General features: G+C 53.7%; 13 protein-coding genes. 8 read left to right on the forward strand and 5 right to left on the reverse strand.

Annotation, left to right across the window (positions count from 1 at the left end; genetic code table 11):
• Nucleotides 1-47: 47 nt before the first annotated feature.
• Entirely contained in the window at nt 48-803 is a 756-nt protein-coding gene (locus V3W49_RS18050) for an alpha/beta fold hydrolase (RefSeq protein ID WP_500147356.1), read from the reverse strand.
• Nucleotides 804-1,064: 261 nt separating this feature from the next.
• Between V3W49_RS18050 and V3W49_RS18055 the strand changes: the two genes are divergently transcribed.
• The 3 genes from V3W49_RS18055 to gss all read left to right on the forward strand — a co-directional run bounded on the left by V3W49_RS18055 (nt 1,065) and on the right by gss (nt 3,874).
• Nucleotides 1,065-1,595 carry a TetR/AcrR family transcriptional regulator gene (locus tag V3W49_RS18055; RefSeq protein ID WP_500147357.1) on the forward strand — a complete coding sequence of 177 codons (531 nt, stop codon included), beginning with the start codon at nt 1,065-1,067 and terminating at the stop codon, nt 1,593-1,595.
• Between the two features lie 45 nt (nt 1,596-1,640).
• Nucleotides 1,641-1,838 carry a hypothetical protein gene (locus tag V3W49_RS18060; RefSeq protein ID WP_500147359.1) on the forward strand — a complete coding sequence of 66 codons (198 nt, stop codon included), beginning with the start codon at nt 1,641-1,643 and terminating at the stop codon, nt 1,836-1,838.
• A gap of 158 nt (nt 1,839-1,996) precedes the next feature.
• The gene (gene gss, locus V3W49_RS18065; protein ID WP_500147360.1) at nt 1,997-3,874 is read left to right on the forward strand and encodes a bifunctional glutathionylspermidine amidase/synthase; all 1,878 of its coding nucleotides are present in this window, start codon (nt 1,997-1,999) and stop codon (nt 3,872-3,874) included.
• A gap of 29 nt (nt 3,875-3,903) precedes the next feature.
• Here the strand turns inward: gss and dcuR are convergent, their stop codons facing one another.
• The gene (gene dcuR, locus V3W49_RS18070; RefSeq protein ID WP_500147362.1) at nt 3,904-4,656 is read right to left on the reverse strand and encodes a two-component system response regulator DcuR; all 753 of its coding nucleotides are present in this window, start codon (nt 4,654-4,656) and stop codon (nt 3,904-3,906) included.
• A complete protein-coding gene (locus V3W49_RS18075) occupies nt 4,653-6,257 on the reverse strand; it encodes a sensor histidine kinase (protein WP_500147363.1) in 1,605 nt (534 codons plus the stop codon). The genes dcuR and V3W49_RS18075 overlap by 4 nt, the downstream gene beginning before the upstream one ends.
• 204 nt (nt 6,258-6,461) lie before the next feature.
• Here V3W49_RS18075 and V3W49_RS18080 point away from each other — a divergent pair, with 204 nt between their 5' ends.
• From V3W49_RS18080 to dsbG, 3 genes are all read left to right on the forward strand, one after another.
• Complete coding sequence (locus V3W49_RS18080; RefSeq protein ID WP_500147364.1) at nt 6,462-7,367, forward strand: N-acetylmuramic acid 6-phosphate etherase; 906 nt, start codon at nt 6,462-6,464, stop codon at nt 7,365-7,367.
• A 146-nt stretch (nt 7,368-7,513) separates the two neighbouring features.
• Nucleotides 7,514-7,906 (forward strand): copper-binding protein, encoded by a 393-nt coding sequence (locus V3W49_RS18085; RefSeq protein WP_500147366.1) that lies wholly within the window; start codon nt 7,514-7,516, stop codon nt 7,904-7,906.
• A gap of 63 nt (nt 7,907-7,969) precedes the next feature.
• Nucleotides 7,970-8,728: a thiol:disulfide interchange protein DsbG gene (gene dsbG, locus V3W49_RS18090; RefSeq protein WP_500147367.1), complete on the forward strand. Its 759-nt coding sequence runs from the start codon at nt 7,970-7,972 to the stop codon at nt 8,726-8,728.
• A 414-nt stretch (nt 8,729-9,142) separates the two neighbouring features.
• Here dsbG and V3W49_RS18095 read toward each other — a convergent pair whose 3' ends face one another.
• Nucleotides 9,143-9,628 (reverse strand): FidL-like protein, encoded by a 486-nt coding sequence (locus V3W49_RS18095; protein WP_500147369.1) that lies wholly within the window; start codon nt 9,626-9,628, stop codon nt 9,143-9,145.
• 3 nt (nt 9,629-9,631) lie between these two features.
• Nucleotides 9,632-10,426 carry a winged helix-turn-helix domain-containing protein gene (locus tag V3W49_RS18100; RefSeq protein ID WP_500147370.1) on the reverse strand — a complete coding sequence of 265 codons (795 nt, stop codon included), beginning with the start codon at nt 10,424-10,426 and terminating at the stop codon, nt 9,632-9,634.
• 566 nt (nt 10,427-10,992) lie between these two features.
• Here V3W49_RS18100 and V3W49_RS18105 point away from each other — a divergent pair.
• Nucleotides 10,993-11,577 carry a fimbrial protein gene (locus tag V3W49_RS18105; protein WP_500147371.1) on the forward strand — a complete coding sequence of 195 codons (585 nt, stop codon included), beginning with the start codon at nt 10,993-10,995 and terminating at the stop codon, nt 11,575-11,577.
• A 44-nt stretch (nt 11,578-11,621) separates the two neighbouring features.
• A complete protein-coding gene (locus V3W49_RS18110; RefSeq protein ID WP_500147372.1) occupies nt 11,622-12,317 on the forward strand; it encodes a fimbrial biogenesis chaperone in 696 nt (231 codons plus the stop codon).
• The last annotated feature ends 2 nt before the right edge of the window (nt 12,318-12,319 follow it).

Consider the following 12,319-nt stretch of genomic DNA (forward strand, 5'->3'; position numbering starts at 1 on the left):
CATAATGTCACCTGTTTTTGTCTATGAGGCGATGATATCACCTCTGTTCAGGTGGCCAGATTAACTATGCCACTACACTCCTTCTTACCGGCGTAGGTCTTAATAAAGTAAGAGAAGAACAGCGCAGGGTCTGCCGCGATCTGTTTTTCAGCAATATCGCCAAAGCTGAAGTAGCCAAAGTGCCATCCCAGACCTGGGCCATCAGGTGTGTAGCCGGGGTAGGTAAACATCGCCTTATCCGGAATCGGGGAATCCATAAATACCACTTTCTTAATATAACCCTGGTTGTTTGCGACCAGCGGATAAGAAGCGGAATTGCCCAGGTCGTGGCTGACAAAATAGATGGGTTCGTTGCCGACAATTTGCTTAATGGCCGTCAGCAGAATGCGTGAAACGTTTTCCGCTGAATAGTCGTCACCGCTAATGGACGATGATTGGCCAAGACCAGGTAAATCGATGGCAATAACTTTATGGTCAGCCTGGAATTTTTCCATCACCGGCTCCCACATTTTCCAGGTGGAGCCAAAACCGTGCAGAAAGACTATTGGAGTACCATGGGTTCCACCTTCAACATAGTGCAGACGAACCCCGTCCACGTTGATGAAGTTGCTGTGCAGGGTTTTGGCATACGCGTACTGGCCGCGTTTTTCCTGTTTGACTTTATCAAACTGCTGTTGCGATACGGCAGGCGGTGTATCGATAGATTTCAGGTTAGGATCGAATTCAGCATGTGCGGCACTAAGCGCCCCAACATTCAGTGCTGCTGCTATTATGGCAGCCAGTAAGCGATTCTTTTGGTTCATTGCGGTAGCCTTTGTACGTTTCATATTTGCTGAAAAAATAGGTTCAGCGTTGTTTTTACTGCAAATATTAAAGCCATTGGGAAGGGGATGCGCCGTGTGTGCGATATTCCCTCTGGTTTCTGTATTGAATGATATAGAATGTGATATTTTGGCGCCAATGATTTTTGTATCAATCGATAAAAATGGTGGGTTATGCACAGAGGTACAGTTCAGAAGGGAAGACCCCGGGACTTTGACAGAGACGTTGCCTTAGAAAAAGCGATGGAGACGTTCTGGCTTTATGGCTATGAAGGCACTTCGCTGTCTCAACTGACCAGCGCGATGGATATCCGTCCACCCAGCCTGTATGCGGCGTTTGGTAGTAAAGAAAAACTCTTTCTGGAGTCGGTAAACCTGTATCTTCAGCGTTATGGGGCTTATCGCGAAACGGCATTAGCGCACTCGGCGACGGCAAAAGAGGGCATAGAGGTGCTGTTCGAACGCACTATTCAGCAATTTTTCGCCGGTCGCGATCATAAAGGCTGTTTTGTCGTGCTGACCGCCCTGAGCGGCTCTCAGGATAGTTCCGAAGTGCAGCAGTTCCTTAGCGCGGAGCGGCGCCGTACGGTACAGCTCTTTAAGGCGCGCCTGGAACAGGGAAAAGTGGCGGGTGATATCGCTGCGCAGACGGATGTTGATGCGCTGGCCGAGTATTTTACCGCGCTACTGTTTGGACTCACTATCCAGATCAGGGATGGCCTGGATGAAGCATCGGCCAGATCCCTGGTCGCGGTGGCACTTTCGGTACTGTAACCCTTTATTATCCGGCGGGTGAGGTGTTATTCCGCGCTGTCATCCGTGGTTAGCCAACTCTGCGCGGGGCTGTTCGTCTTCCCGGGAGCCACGCCGCCGGATCGGGATATGAGCAGGGCGGCCAGCAACCAGAGTCCGCAGGTTATCGTGGACGATAACATCCTGGTGACCGGCGTGCGCGCCCATCTGCGCTTTGTGATGGACTACCTGCGAATCCGGGATAACGCCGCACCGGGCGCGTAAACGGTAAGCGGCCGGGGAAGGCTGGCCGCTGCTTTCCTTTTTCTACCGTCCTGCCATCAGAGTGCTATGATATCCGCCTCTTCTTCATGGTTTGCCTGAGCGGTAAACAACGGACCTTCCCGCGGCCCGCCCAGGTGGATGTTTTTAAGGTCACTCAGATGAGCACAGGAACAAAAAACAGCGACGCCCCTTTTGGCACGCTGTTGGGCTATGCCCCTGGCGGCGTGGCGATTTACTCTTCCAATTACAGCAACCTGACGCCTGCGCAGCGCCGAGATAAGACGGCGTTTCACAGCTATATCGGCAATGAGTACATGGGCCACAAGTGGCAGTGCGTGGAATTTTCGCGCCGCTTCCTGTTCCTGACCTATGGCATGGTGTTTACCGATGTCGGCATGGCCTGGGAGATCTTCTCGCTGCGCTTTTTACGCGAAGTGGTTAACGACAATATTCTGCCGCTGCAGGCGTTCGCTAACGGCTCCCGGCGTCCGCCGGAAGCCGGTTCGCTGCTTATCTGGGCGCAGGGCGGGGAATTCGATGAAACCGGCCATGTAGCGGTAATCACCCAACTGGTGGGTAATAAGGTGCGTATCGCCGAGCAGAATGTGATTCACCATCCGCTGCCGCCCGGCCAGCAGTGGACCCGCGAGCTGACGCTGGTGGTGGAAGAGGGCCATTACACCATTCGGGATACCTTTGACGACACCACCATTCTTGGCTGGATGATTCAGACCGCCGATACTCGCTACAGCCTGCCACAGCCGGCGCTGGCGGCACCGGAAATGGCTATCCGCGGCGCGCGTCTGGAAAATCGCGGCCAGTTCGACGGCCCCTGGCTTAACGAGCAGGATCCGCTGCAGCGCGCTTACGTACACGCCAATGGGCAGACCATCAATCAGGATCCGTATCACTACTATCAGATTTCTGAAAGTGCGGAGCAGGAACTGATAAAGGCCACCAACGAAACGCATCTGATGTATCTGCACGCCACCGACAAGGTACTGAAAGATGACAGCCTGCTGGCGTTGTTCGATATCCCGAAAATTCTCTGGCCGCGCCTGCGTCTGTCGTGGCAGAGGCGGCGCCACCATATGGTAACCGGTCGCCTGGACTTCTGTATGGATGAGCGCGGCCTGAAGGTTTACGAATACAACGCCGATTCCGCCTCCTGCCATACCGAAGCCGGGCTGATTCTGGAACAGTGGGTCAAAGCGGGCGGCTGTGCCACGGGCTATAACCCGGCCCAGGGACTGCTGGACGAACTGGCGGACGCCTGGCAGCACAGCCGGGCGCGCTCCTTTGTCCACATCATGCAGGATAAAGATCCGGAAGAGGATTACCACGCGCAGTTTATGCAGCGGTCGCTGGCGCAGGCCGGTTTTGACAGCAAGATTCTGTATGGCCTGGACGAACTGGCCTGGAACGCCACCGGCCAGCTTATCGACGGCGACGGGCGGCTGGTGAACTGCGTCTGGAAGACCTGGGCCTGGGAGACGGCGCTGGAGCAGGTGCGTGAAGTCAGCGAGCAGGAGTATGCCGCGGTACCGATCCGCACCGGGCATCCGCGCAACGAGGTGCGGCTGATCGACGTTCTGCTGCGCCCGGAGGTGCTGGTGTTCGAACCGCTGTGGACGGTGATCCCGGGCAACAAGGCGATCCTGCCGGTGCTCTGGTCGCTGTTCCCCAACCACCGCTATCTGCTGGATACCGACTTCGAAGTGAACGGCGAACTGGCGCAGACCGGCTATGCGGTGAAGCCGATCTCCGGGCGCTGCGGCAATAATATCGATCTGATCAGCCGCCACGAAGAGCTACTGGATAAAACCAGCGGTAAGTTCAGCGATCGCAAAAATATCTATCAGCAGCTCTGGTGCCTGCCGAAGGTCGACGGTAAATATATTCAGGTTTGCACCTTCACCGTGGGCGGCAGCTACGGCGGCGCCTGCCTGCGCGGCGATACCTCTATGGTTATCAAGAAAGAGAGCGATATCGAACCGTTGGTGGTGGTGAAGGACCGGGCCTTTTTCCGGAATTAACCATGCTCCTTACCGAAGAGCAGCAGCCGTTACGCTTTTCGCGTAACGGCTTTTTTATCGCCCTGGCGACAGTACTGCTTAAGCAGTCCGATATGTTGCGTCTGCGCCTGGTAGCGGTAGAGGGGTCGGCCGGTAGCACCGTAGTGGATGGTGGTCTCCAGAATATGAATCTGCGCCAGCCAGATCAGATACTTACGGCAGGAAACCCGGGATATACCCACCGCGTTTGCCAGCTCGTCGGTTGAAAATTCAGTCTGGGGATGGGCGTCGATCCACTGGCACAGGGTACTCAGGGTCTGAGCCGTTAGCCCCTTTGGCAACTGCCGGCTGTTGGTGGCCTCCGGCGCGTTGCCGTGCAGCAGGCGATCGATATCCGCCTGCTCGTAGTAGTCGTGGTTCTTCATCTGGTTTTTGCGAACCCGCCAGGCGGTCAGCGCCTCTTCAAAGCGCGGAAACTGGAAGGGTTTAATCAGATAGTCCACCACTCCGTAGTGCAGTGAAGTCTGGATTGTGGCGCTGTCGGAAGCCGATGAAATCATGATCACATCGATAGGGCGGCCGCTGGCGCGGATAGCTGGCAGTAGCTCCAGTCCGCTGTCTTGCTGCATATACACGTCCAGCAGCACCAGATCAACGGGCAGGGTGGGATCGTTGAGCATCTCCCGCGCCTGGGCAAGCGTGGCGGCGACTCTGCAGCAGTGAAAACCCTGGACTCTGGCGACGTAGCAGCGGTTCAGCTCCGCCACCATAGCGTCATCATCGACGATTAAAACATTTATCACCTACTGCTCCTTGCTCCGTCCCAGGGGATACGGGCGAAAAACTGGGTAAAGACGCCAGGCTCAGATTCCACGCTCAGGCTACCGCCCAGGTTTTCCAGCTGCTGGCGGGCCAGAAACAGCCCCAGACCGCGGTTATGGCCTTTGGTTGAGTAGCCTTTATCGAAGATAGCGTTGGTATGCTGCGGCGCGATGCCGGAGCCGTCATCGCTGACTTCGCAGTTCAGCCAGCCGTTCTGGTCGTGCAGCAGCAGGCTGATTTCGCCTTCCGGCTGGTCGGCCATGGCGTCCAGCGCATTTTCGATCAGATTGCCGAGCACGGTCACCAGCGCGGCTACCTGCTGTTCGTTGGGATTATCCGGCACCCGACTCTCTTCCGCCAGCGTCAGGCTGTGCCCGGCGTCGCGGGCACGGCCTGTTTTGCCCAGCAGGAATCCGGCCACGACCGGCGAGCGGATCTGGCGCTGAATGGCGCCGATATCGGTCTGATAGTGGCTGGCGGTCTGAATCACGTACTGCTCCAGTTTGTCGTAACGCTTCATGTTCAGCAGGCCAAGAATCACATGTAGTTTATTCATAAATTCGTGGGAGTGAGCACGCAATGCGTCTATGTAGTTGACCATGCCGTCCAGTCGCCGGGTCAGTTGGTCGATCTCGGTTTTGTCGCGAAAGGTGCAGATGGCGCCGATAATTCGGTTGTTGCTGCGCACCGGTACGGTATTGCAGAGCAGCAGGCGGCCGTAGTCGTTGACTTCGCGATCCTGGTGGGGCAGGCCGCTTTTCAGTACCTCGTTCAGGCCATCCAGCAGCGGAGCATGATCGCCATTGCCGGCGCTGGCGGACTGCAGCATCCGGCGGGCGGCATGGTTGAATAGCGTGACCCGGCCCCGGGCGTCGATAGCGATAACTCCTTCCTTCAGGGAATGCAGCATCGCCTGGCGCTGTTCGAACAGGCGGGAGATCTCGTAAGGCTCCAGCCCGAACAGAATGCGTTTAAGCACCCGTACCAGTGCCTGGATGCCCAGCGCTCCCACCAGGATACAGAACAGCAGCGCCCACAGAATATTCCAGCGGCTGTGGTTGATCTGCTCAGCGATGCCGCTCAGGGAAAGGCCGACAATCACCACGCCGAGCTGGCGGTGGTGCTCATCATAGACCGGGGTAAAAGCGCGCAGCGCCTGGGCCAGGACGCCGCGGTTTACTGCGATATTCTCTTTACCCTGAAGCGCCGGCGCCAGATCCTCGCCGATAAAAGCTTTGCCGATGAGTTCAGGATTGGGATGTGAATAGCGAATGCCGCGCATATCGGTGACGATTGCATAGAGCAGGCCGTTGCGTTGCGCCACCCGGTGCGCCAGGGGCGGAATGCTATTGCGGTTCGGGGACTGGCTCAGGCCACGCCTGACCTCCGGCGCGTCGGCCAGGGTTCGGGCGACGGCAAGGGCGGTTTCCTTTACGCCGTCATAAGTGGCCCGGCTAATCTGAATAAAGTAGAGCGTGAACACCACCAACAGTACCGGGATCACCACGCTACAGACCATGAGCGTAACCGCCGTGCTGAGCTTCATCGGACGCTGCTGCTGGAGTTGTTGTAAATCGCTCATCGACGCTCCGGCGGACAATATAAAAGGCTAATTATACCGCCAGCGGGGCGCACTGAAAGTCGAACAGGAAATCGCTGATTGGGATTCAGCCTGTGCACCAGCCCGCAAATGGTGCGGAAAGGGCTAAGTATTCGTGACCGAATTCGCATGTCGATATAAGGAAATTCTTTATAGTGAAGGGCAGTTACGACTAAAGGAGGGGTTATGAACAACAGTCTGAACGATAAGGTTACGGAAAGACGCAATGCCAGGACGGCGGATATCGACAGACTGTCCACCGGGGAGATGCTGGCGGTTATCCATCAGGAAGATATGCAGATCGCCAGCGCTATCGCCCCCTGTATTCCTGACATTACGCGATTAGTGGATAACGCCGTTGCGGCCGTGAGCCGGGGCGGGCGTCTGGTACTGGTGGGCGCTGGCGCATCAGGCCGTCAGGGCATGCTGGCGGCGGCGGAGTACGCGCCCGGCGCGGAGACTCAGATCGTGGCTCTGCTGGCTGGCGGCCCGGATGCCATGCTGAATACGTCGACCGAGGCGGCTATGGACTATGAGCGTGGCGCGCTGGATCTGGAAGCTATCGGTTTTAACCAGCGCGATATGCTGGTGGGCCTGACCGTGAGCGGCAGAACCCCCTGGGTCTGGGGCGCCCTGCGTCACGCCTGGTCGCAGGGCGCGCCGGTGGCGGTGATTAGCGGAACACATCAGAGCGAAGCCGCCCAACTGGCGGAGATCGTCGTGGTGCCGGAAGTCGGGCCGGAAGTGGTGGCGGGATTTGGCAATCCGAAAGCGCTTATCGCCCAGAAGCTGGTGCTGAATATGGTGACTACCGGGTTGGCGGTGCGTAGCGGCCGGGTTTACGGCAACCTGCGGGTCGATCTGGAGCCGACGGGCGAGCATTGTAGCGAGCGTCAGATTGCGATTGTCATGGAAGCCGCCGACTGTTCGCGTACGGCGGCCAAAGCGGCGCTGGCGGCCTGCAACAATCACTGCAAGACCGCTATTCTGATGGCGCTGACCGGGCTGGACGCCTGGCGGGCGGGCGATCTGTTGAACCGCAATCACGGTTATCTGCGTCGGGCGACGAGGGATGTGGCGCTGGCGGGATGAGGGTTAACCCGGCCCTTTCTCGCAGGAAGAGGGGAAACCAGCCACAGCCCGCGAGTCTCCCCTTTTTTATTTGGGGCATGGGGAAACGACATTGTTTACAAATTTCGCCTTGCCCGCTCAGATGGCTTATTTCTATTCTTAACGCCATGACAACCTCCAGTCCTTCACGCTTTCAGCGACGACGCCAGCTTAAAGCGCTGGCGTTTCTGATGCTGGCCGGCATAGCGATGATGATTTGCCTGACCCAGCGCGCCGGCGCGCTGCGCGATCTGCAAATCACTGCGGTGAGGGTTATTCATATTGCCGGGCCCCATGCGGATAAACAGCCGCTCTCTGCGGCGCTTTCACCCTGTCAGCTTAGCGCCCACTCGCTGCTTTCGGCATCGCCGCTGTTTTTTGACGCCATAGTGCCATTGCCTGGCCTGCTGGCGCTGCTGCTTCCCGCTCCGCTCGCGCGCCGGGTGCAGCTTGTCTATGATTCGTTCCTCCTGTGGCCGCTACGGCGAATACATCTGACAAACTGTGTATTTCGGGAATAACTGACGCTGAGGTAATGATGAATAACGATCCCCCCTATGCGTAAGTTCCGTGAAGGAGAAGCAATGAACAAATTTATCGCCGCGGCAGGCGCGATGCTGATGGGCGCAAACGCCCTGGCCGCGACTCCGTCGCTGCCCAAACCGGTGCAGCAGTTTGAAAAGCAGGGTATCCAGATTATTAAGCCCTTTACCGCCCCAGGCGGCGTGGAAGGCTGGCTGGGGAAATATCAGGATACCGGCGTCACTATCTTTCTGACTCCGGATAAGAAACACGCTATTTCCGGCTATATCTACGATGCGCAGGGCAATAACCTGAGCGAGAAGATCATTAATGATGAAATTTATATCCCGGCCGGGCGCGAGATGTGGAAGCGGCTTCAGGCCGCGCCGGGTCTGGTGGAAGGCAGTAAATCCGCCGCCTGCCAGGTGGTGGTGTTCGCCGATCCCTTCTGTCCCTACTGCAATAAGTTCTGGCATCAGGTTCAGCCCTGGGTCAAACAGCAGAAAATCAGCATCAAGACTCAACTGGTGGGGGTGATCCGTCAGGACAGCGCCCTGCATGCGGCGGCGATCCTGGCGGCGAAGGATCCTGACAAGGCCTGGCGTGATTTTGAAAATTCGAACGGTAAGGTAAAACCGCCGAAGCTGGAACAGACGCCGCGACCCGTTTTTAATCAGATTCAGCATAATCAGCAGTTAATGGATGCGCTGGGCGCCAATGGAACCCCGGCAATCTACTACCTGAATAAGGATCGCGTGTTGCAGCAGATTGTGGGGCTGCCGGATGAGCAGCAGATGAAGAATCTGGTGGCCTGCCAGTAACCGGATTTGGCCGCGTCTGTGGCGCGGCCAAAAAACCCATCGTGGATGAGCGTGAAGCTGAAGCCAATTGGGAACGGCGCCTTAATAAGACGGGTTGTTGTCAGCTTAACCTGTGATTAATGGTTGTACCTTGTATGGCGAGAATATGCTGGATACTCACACAATGAGGAAACGTTCACTAACTTGTGGTTGGGAATGTAAGAATCCGAGGTTATGCTTAAGTGGGTGACAATTTAATGAATGGAGACGTTTTTATCCCTCTGCGTGGAATCAGATGAGCCCGGAATACCAAAGGGCGATTTCTTGATTTTCCGGGACATATAAGCCGACTACTTACCCGAGTGACAAAAAGCTTAACTCTGCAGAGAGTCTTATGCGTGAATTGAGACGCTGCGATGGTAGCTGAAAGGTTGACTATTCGCTCTCGATGTCCACGCACATCATTACTGGTAGTACAAAGCCCTGAATCAGTAACGCGTTTTCCTTTATCCTGGACATATAAAAGTAGTTTATGCTATCCAGCATCATTTCGCTGACGATATTGGGCGGCGCGGTATCGTCCGGAGTTTTGGACATTTTTTTCTCAGCAATATAATAGATATTGCTACCTTTAAGTTTATCAACCTTGATCTGAAGGTTTCGGTCAACAAGCCAGATGCGATCGGCGCTTTTGAGTATTCCTTTATGAATAACCGTGATTAAATGGGGGGCATTGAATAAAAAAAAGGTGGAGACCTTGAGTTCATCAATGTCCCCATTCGAGCGAGTTTTGCTGATGCTGACATCGGACTGACATTGGAAATTCTGATTCTGTTCGCTATGGGGATAAAGCATAATTATCCCGGCGATCAGAACGATAAGCGTCATGACGGTGCTGATGATAATGTATTTTTTAAACATGACTTAACTCCCTGTCAGCGTCTTAAGGGATAGGCAGTTACTGTATTTTGCTGCATCCTGCGGAGCATAGCAGACGCCAAGAAAATAATTCTGGTATTGCGATTTGTTAAATTGTGAAAAGTAGATATCGGCCGGTTGACTGTCGCAGTCAACGCGCCAGCTATGCATTTCCTGTTTGATCCGCTTCAGATAAAACGAGGCGGGCTCATACATATTCTTATCGACCAGGTAGATTGTACACTGGCGCTCTTTGCCTATCATGTGAATATCAGAGATATCTAGTCGATCAAATGCTTGTCCTTTTAGCTCGATGAACAGGAATGCAGCAGCGGCGATGATAAGCACTACCAGTAATGTTACGGGTAACAAGACGATCCCTTTTTCTTTATTGGGATAAATATTGTCACTCGCTTCCTGAAGATACGGTGCTGGCGATTCAGTCGGAGGCCGGGAAACTGGCGGTCGAATAGTATGATGCTCAATATGTGCGGCAAGGCTGAACCCCTTGCCACGCACGGTTTTTATGAGGCCAGGATCGCGCCCAAGATTGCGGAACGCCTTACGAATTTCGCTTATTGCAACATTAAGACTTACTGACGAACCTGAGAAGCCATGATCCTCCCAAACCTTTTTGATTAAATCGTCGCGTTCCAGAATGCGGCCATTATTAATGATAAGTTCATACAGCAGGCGTGATGCCTGATTAGATAAACGCAATGAAGATTCCTCTTCACCATGGATCATAATAATACCGGTGTCAACTTCATAAAGCATTTTTAGATCAATGAGATACTTCATAGCTTCCATCTTAGTTTTATAAGAATCCACATTAATAGTGGGCAGTATCGATTTTATATAATTGTGGGTCAAGGGGAGTAAAGTTATTCAATTTGTTGCAATAGAAAATTCCATTGAAAATAATTTATTAAAACATTAAACATGCTGGATACAAAACTCGCCAAAAGATTAAATTCCTTACTTTATCATTATGACAAGATTATAATCTTTAAATTTCGTTTAAATCAGAATAATGTTTTGTTATGTCTTTTTTTGCGGCATTATGGTGTCGTTGACCAGTGAATCCTCTGAGAGATTCATCCGAGTTGTTGGTTAAAATTCTTTAGTAGAGCTGAGTGCTGAATGTGAAACATATGTAATTGGCTGGTAATCATACAGCCCTGGTATGACGCACATTCGACGCATTGTAGCGTGAATGGAGACGCGATCGCGGTTAACAGGAAAGGCTTCAATTAAAGCAGTAAAGCTATTCAATTCTTCTGTAGGTCTGAGGGAACAGCCGTAATGTTAATGGCATCCTTCAGGGAAAATATGTCATTTATTATATATAGGTAATGGAGTTTATTATGATGAAACAATTCGCCTCTCTCTCGGTGCTGGCCGCTGCGCTGGTTTCAGGTAATGCACTGGCTGCCGATAACGTCGCGGGTGGCGTTATTAACTTTACCGGTGCGATCACCGATACTACCTGTACGATTAACGGCGGTAAAAGCGCGGACTTTACTGTTGCACTGTCTCCTATTTCCGTGACTGACGCCGGAACGACAGTGGGGCCAATCACTAAGAATAAGAAATCTTTCTCGATGACATTTTCCGGCTGCTCTCCTGCAGCGGGTACGGACGGTCAGAAGTTAAAGATCTATTTCTCGTCTGCCGATAATGTTTCCACCGATGGGAAATATCTGTTGAATAATTCCGTTAACGAAAATGATGCCAGCGTGGCGCGTAATGTTGGTTTCTCGCTGGCGAAGCCGGGATCGTCCACGCCGATTCAGCTGGGTCAGCCCCTTATTACTGATATTCTGGGTAATAAAGCCGCACCGGACTCTGAAACCCTGACGCTGGATGTTTATTACTATAAAACCAATGCGGAAGCCGCCAAAGTTGGCGAGTTAAGCTCTAACGTTACCTACACCATCTCCTATCTGTAATATATTACCGGGCCCGGTCTCGGGCCCGGTTACAGGGTTGCGTCATGAAAAATTGCATTTATCTGGTCGCATTATTACTGGCGACGGGCTCGTCATGGGCAAATATCGTGATTAATGGCACCCGGGTTATTTATCCGGAAAAAAGCAAGGAAGCGATCGTTCAGTTAGTCAATAACGGCGATGACCCCTCGCTGGTTCAGGCCTGGATCGACGACGGAGACATTAATTCTACGCCGGAAACTGCACGGGTGCCTTTTTTACTTTCGCCGCCGGTGGTGAAAGTATCCGGACACAACGGCCAGCAGTTGCGGATAAAAAAACTACCGGCGTCGTTACCAGGCGATCGTGAATCGGTTTTTTATCTGAACGTTCTGGATATCCCGCCAGTACCGGAAAATCTGAAAAACCAGAATACCGTACAGCTGGCGATTAAGTCGCGCATCAAGCTGTTTTATCGCCCGTCGTCGCTGAGCGGCTCGCTGGACGGCGCGGTGGCGCAGATGGCGCTACAGGCCAAAGGCCGGGAAATCCGACTGGTGAATAACAGCCCGTTCCATATCACTATCGCCAATATTGAAACTTCAGGGAAAGAGCTGCTCCTGAACGATGCCGTGATGGTTAACCCCTTCAGTCAGGCCAGCGCCAGCGTTAAGCGCCCGGTCACGAAAGGGCAGACCATGCAGGTGAAGTACGTCGATGACTTAGGCGCTTATAAATCTAAATCCTTTGTGGCCCGCTGACT

The organism is Rosenbergiella sp. YN46 (assembly GCF_036620675.1).
In the GTDB taxonomy this organism is placed as follows: Bacteria; Pseudomonadota; Gammaproteobacteria; order Enterobacterales; family Enterobacteriaceae; genus Jejubacter.

What these genes read in the sequence shown, in the direction of transcription:
- V3W49_RS18080 (WP_500147364.1), top strand. Translation starts at nt 6,462, where the DNA reads ATGAACAACAGTCTGAACGATAAGGTTACGGAAAGACGCAATGCCAGG.
- V3W49_RS18075 (WP_500147363.1), bottom strand. Translation starts at nt 6,257, where the DNA reads ATGAGCGATTTACAACAACTCCAGCAGCAGCGTCCGATGAAGCTCAGC.
- V3W49_RS18055 (WP_500147357.1), top strand. Translation starts at nt 1,065, where the DNA reads ATGGAGACGTTCTGGCTTTATGGCTATGAAGGCACTTCGCTGTCTCAA.
- V3W49_RS18105 (WP_500147371.1), top strand. Translation starts at nt 10,993, where the DNA reads ATGATGAAACAATTCGCCTCTCTCTCGGTGCTGGCCGCTGCGCTGGTT.
- V3W49_RS18095 (WP_500147369.1), bottom strand. Translation starts at nt 9,628, where the DNA reads ATGTTTAAAAAATACATTATCATCAGCACCGTCATGACGCTTATCGTT.
- V3W49_RS18050 (WP_500147356.1), bottom strand. Translation starts at nt 803, where the DNA reads ATGAACCAAAAGAATCGCTTACTGGCTGCCATAATAGCAGCAGCACTG.
- V3W49_RS18085 (WP_500147366.1), top strand. Translation starts at nt 7,514, where the DNA reads ATGACAACCTCCAGTCCTTCACGCTTTCAGCGACGACGCCAGCTTAAA.
- V3W49_RS18110 (WP_500147372.1), top strand. Translation starts at nt 11,622, where the DNA reads ATGAAAAATTGCATTTATCTGGTCGCATTATTACTGGCGACGGGCTCG.
- V3W49_RS18100 (WP_500147370.1), bottom strand. Translation starts at nt 10,426, where the DNA reads ATGAAGTATCTCATTGATCTAAAAATGCTTTATGAAGTTGACACCGGT.
- gss (WP_500147360.1), top strand. Translation starts at nt 1,997, where the DNA reads ATGAGCACAGGAACAAAAAACAGCGACGCCCCTTTTGGCACGCTGTTG.
- dsbG (WP_500147367.1), top strand. Translation starts at nt 7,970, where the DNA reads ATGAACAAATTTATCGCCGCGGCAGGCGCGATGCTGATGGGCGCAAAC.